At 61.9% G+C, this 4,286-nt stretch carries 6 protein-coding genes; 5 read left to right on the forward strand and 1 reads right to left on the reverse strand.

What is annotated here, in order from left to right; genetic code table 11:
* From QZ522_RS18090 to ribD, 5 genes are all read left to right on the forward strand, one after another.
* On the forward strand, positions 1–494 hold a 494-nt coding region (locus QZ522_RS18090; RefSeq protein ID WP_294614888.1), incomplete at its 5' end, for a sigma-70 family RNA polymerase sigma factor.
* A gap of 7 nt (positions 495–501) precedes the next feature.
* Positions 502–786: an HlyU family transcriptional regulator gene (locus QZ522_RS18095; protein WP_294614890.1), complete on the forward strand. Its 285-nt coding sequence runs from the start codon at positions 502–504 to the stop codon at positions 784–786.
* A gap of 153 nt (positions 787–939) precedes the next feature.
* Positions 940–1,347 carry a secondary thiamine-phosphate synthase enzyme YjbQ gene (locus QZ522_RS18100; protein WP_294614899.1) on the forward strand — a complete coding sequence of 136 codons (408 nt, stop codon included), beginning with the start codon at positions 940–942 and terminating at the stop codon, positions 1,345–1,347.
* 104 nt (positions 1,348–1,451) lie between these two features.
* Positions 1,452–1,934 carry a transcriptional regulator NrdR gene (gene nrdR / locus QZ522_RS18105; RefSeq protein ID WP_294614893.1) on the forward strand — a complete coding sequence of 161 codons (483 nt, stop codon included), beginning with the start codon at positions 1,452–1,454 and terminating at the stop codon, positions 1,932–1,934.
* 20 nt (positions 1,935–1,954) lie between these two features.
* Positions 1,955–3,031, forward strand: coding sequence for a bifunctional diaminohydroxyphosphoribosylaminopyrimidine deaminase/5-amino-6-(5-phosphoribosylamino)uracil reductase RibD (ribD, locus tag QZ522_RS18110; protein ID WP_294614902.1), 1,077 nt, complete (start codon positions 1,955–1,957; stop codon positions 3,029–3,031).
* On the opposite strand, the gene QZ522_RS18115 is transcribed toward ribD, so the two are convergent.
* Positions 3,028–4,059, reverse strand: coding sequence for a LacI family DNA-binding transcriptional regulator (locus QZ522_RS18115; protein ID WP_294614896.1), 1,032 nt, complete (start codon positions 4,057–4,059; stop codon positions 3,028–3,030). The two genes, ribD and QZ522_RS18115, sit on opposite strands and share 4 nt — an antisense overlap.
* Between the last annotated feature and the right edge of the window lie 227 nt (positions 4,060–4,286).

Consider the following 4,286-nt stretch of genomic DNA (forward strand, 5'->3'; position numbering starts at 1 on the left):
TCCGAATTCCGGTGCATATGATCGAGACGATCAACAAACTGGTGCGCACAGGCCGCCAGATGCTGCATGAAATCGGCCGCGAGCCCACGCCCGAGGAACTCGCTGAAAAGCTTCAGATGCCGCTTGAAAAGGTCCGCAAGGTGATGAAAATCGCCAAGGAACCGATCTCGCTTGAAACCCCGATCGGTGACGAAGAAGACAGTCAGCTTGGCGATTTCATCGAGGACAAGAACGTGATCCTGCCGCTTGATTCGGCGATTCAGGACAACCTCAAGGAAACCACGACGCGGGTTCTGTCGTCGCTTACGCCGCGCGAAGAGCGGGTGTTGCGGATGCGCTTTGGCATCGGCATGAACACCGATCACACCCTTGAAGAGGTCGGCCAGCAGTTCTCTGTGACCCGCGAACGTATTCGCCAGATCGAGGCCAAGGCGCTGCGCAAACTCAAGCACCCGAGCCGGTCGCGCAAGTTGCGGTCGTTCCTCGATCAGTAGGCGCGGCATGTCGCTTTGGTCCAAACTGTTCGGCGGTGGCGCTGGTGGCAGCGACGCCAAGCCTGAAGCCAAGTCGGAAATCTACAAGGGTTTCCGCATCATGGCAGAGCCGCAATCGGGCGAGGGCGGATACCGGGTGGGCGCGCGCATCGAAAAAGAGATCGGGGGCGAGGTGAAGGTGCATCACCTGCTGCGCGCCGATGCGGTTCTCAATCGTGATGAGGCCGCGGCGTTTTCGATACGCAAGGCGAAACAGGCCATCGACGACCTAGGCGACAGGATCTTCCGCTAAGCTGGTAACTCCGCTGGGCGGGTGACAGCCCATGCGCCTCAGGCAAGCACGCACAACGCGGCGTCCAATCGGGCGGCGCGTTTTTTCTGGTGCCGCGCGGTGACAGGGGCAAAGAGGCTTGAGCCCGACGGTAAACTGGCGCAGCCTGTGGGGATGCGCACCACCTTTGACATCACGACCCATGGCCAGGGCCTTTACGAATTCACCGATCAGGTGGCGGGATGGGTGCGCGGCGAAGGTTTGCTGACGCTTTTCATTCGCCACACGTCGGCCAGTCTGCTGATGCAGGAAAATGCCGACCCCGAGGTGCAGGACGATTTGCGCGCCTTTTTCGCGCGTCTGGTGCCGCCGACAAGTGACCCCGGCATGGCCTATCTGACGCATACCTATGAAGGCCCCGATGACATGCCCGCCCATATCAAGGCTGCGATGATGCCCGTCAGCCTGTCGATTCCGGTGGTAAATGGCCGCATGCAACTTGGCACATGGCAGGGCATTTATGTTTTCGAGCACAGAAATGCGCCCCATACGCGACATGTGGCGGCCTATCTAGCGGCGTAAAATCCCCTCTACCCAAAACTTTGCGGCTGTCCTATAGTGGCTGTGGATAACTTGGGCAACAGACCCATGATCAAAGAGGCAAGGACAAAAAAGGGGGACGGCCGATGCGCTGCCCGTTTTGCGGAAATATTGACACTCAGGTAAAAGATTCACGCCCCGCCGAAGATCACGTCTCGATCCGGCGCCGGCGGTTTTGCCCGGCCTGTGGCGGACGTTTTACGACCTATGAGCGCGTGCAGCTGCGCGATCTTGTGGTGGTGAAAAGCAATGGCCGCCGCGAAGATTTTGACCGGGACAAGCTTGAACGCTCGATCCGTATCGCGCTTCAGAAACGCCCGATCGAGCCTGAGCGGATCGAACAGATGATCAGCGGCATCGTGCGGCGTCTGGAAAGCATGGGCGAAACGGATATTCCCTCGAAAACCGTGGGCGAGATCGTAATGGAAAGTCTGGCGCGGATCGATACCGTGGCCTATGTACGCTTTGCCAGCGTCTATAAGAACTTTCAGGCGGCGGATGATTTTGACAAATTTGTCAGTGAGTTGCGCCCCGAAGATGCGGTCATCAAACCCAAACCGGACGCGTGACCGGGCCTGACGCCCGCTTTATGGCCTTGGCCCTGTCGCTTGGTCGGCGGGGGCAGGGGCAGTGTTTTCCAAATCCTGCCGTAGGCTGTGTGATCGTGCGCGAAGGTCGGATCGTCGGGCGTGGCTGGACCGCGCCGGGCGGGCGCCCCCATGCCGAAACGCGCGCGCTTGAGCAGGCGGGCGAGGCGGCGCGCGGCGCCACCGCCTATGTCACGCTTGAACCCTGTGCCCATCACGGCGAGACGCCGCCCTGCGCCGAGGCGCTGATCGAGGCGCGCGTCGCGCGCGTCGTGGCGCCGTTTGACGACAATGACGCGCGGGTCTCGGGGCGGGGTTTTGCGATGCTGCGTGCGGCGGGGATCGAGGTCACCACCGGGGTGATGGCCGATGACGCGGGGCGCGATCTGGCCGGGTTCATCATGCGCAACGAATTGGGGCGGCCCTGGCTGACGCTCAAGCTGGCGGCGTCATTTGACGGGCGCATTGCCACCGCCACGGGCCACAGCCAGTGGATCACCGGTGCGCAGGCACGACGTGCGGTGCATGGCCTGCGCGCGCGTCATGATGCGGTCATGGTGGGGGCGGGCACGGCGCGCGCCGATGATCCGACGCTGAATGTGCGCGACATGGGCGAGCGCCGCCAGCCGGTGCGCGTGGTGGTGTCGCGCCGCCTTGATGTGCCGCTGATGTCCAACCTGGCGCGCACGGCACGGGATGTGCCGCTCTGGCTTTGCCATGGCCCCGAGACCGACAGCGCCCTGACAGAGGCCTGGACAGGCATCGGCGCGCGGCTTGTGCCCTGTGCGGTTCGGGCAGGGCAGATGGATATGGCCTCGGTGCTGAGCGAACTTGGCGCGCAGGGCCTGACGCGGGTGTTTTGCGAAGGCGGCGGATCGCTGGCCGCCTCCCTGCTGTCGGCCGGGCTTGTGGATGAACTGGTCGGGTTCACCGCGGGTCTTGCCATCGGGGCCGAGGGCCTGCCGGGGGTGGGGGCCCTGGGGCTGGCGCGGCTGGAAGAGGCCGCCCGCTTTACCCTGATCGAGACCCGCGACGTGGGGGGCGACGTGATGCACCGCTGGCGACGCGCCCTGGTCTAGACGCTCACGATCCTGCGACAGGTCTTGCGTTCCACGACCGAGATATCACAGCTATTGTGTTGAATTTGCGTGCTTTCCTTTGTAACCAGCCGGGCAAGTTCCCGGCCGGCCAACTTGCCGATGTCGCGCGCCGGCAGGCGCACGGTGGTCAGGCCCGGTTCCATCTCGCGGGAGCCTTTGAAATCGCCGATTCCGATGATCGAGATGTCGTCAGGCACCGCAAGGCCCGATCGCATCGCCGCATAGATTGCCCCGACCGCCAGCACATCATTGCCACACAACAGCGCCGTCGGCAGGGGGCCATGGTCCAGCATGCGCATCACCGCCTCCTTGGCCTCGGCGATGCTGTAGGGGGCCTCGACAATCCAGTCGTCTGGAATTGGACGGGACAGGGTCTTTAGCACCGACATCGCACCCTTTTGGCGGTCGCGGGCGCGGTCGTTGTCCGCGGTCGGGGGAAAGACCATGCCGATGTCGCGATGCCCGAGATCGACTAGGTGGCGTGCTGCCAGCTCTCCGGCGTGCCGGTTGTCGGCGCCGATCGAAGGCAGGGCCGAGGTGGCGCTGTAGTTCCAGATCGAGATCGCAGGAATGTTCTGACGTTCGATCAGGGTATAGCTTTCGGCCGAATGATCGAGCCCGATCAGCGCAACCCCATCGACGCGATGTTCAAGGAATTTCCGCAACACGCCGTATTCGCGCTCAAGGTCATATCCGTGCGAGGCGACGAGAATGGTAAAGCCATGGTCCTCGACCGCATCCGAAAAGGCCTGGATCACCTCGGCAAAGATTGCGTGGTCAATTGTCGGCACCACCAATCCGATGGTGCCGCTGCGAATCCCGTGGATCGTCTGGGCCGCGCGGTTGCGGATATAGCCGAGGCGGCGCACGGCGGCGTCGATCTTTTTGCGAGTCGCCGGGTTCACCAATTCGGGGTGGTTATAGGCGCGCGACACTGTCGAGATCGACACCTTCGCGGCCTTTGCTACATCAACGATGTCTGCATTTTTACTTTGTTTGTCAGACATTTATGACGTCCTTTTCACGATTTTATGAAAACGTTTGCAAAACTATTTTCATCGCCTAGCCTTGGAAGTCAATAAAAGTCCGACGGGTTGGGAGGCCTTGATGGAATTCCTCTATTATTTTGGTGACGTGTTCACGCCCATCAATTTTGGGCTGCTGTTGCTTGGCACGATCGGGGGCCTCATTCTTGGGGCTACCCCCGGTCTTTCGCCGACCATGGCTGTTGCGC

It is taken from the genome of uncultured Roseovarius sp. (assembly GCF_913054395.1).
Taxonomy (GTDB): domain Bacteria; phylum Pseudomonadota; class Alphaproteobacteria; order Rhodobacterales; family Rhodobacteraceae; genus Roseovarius.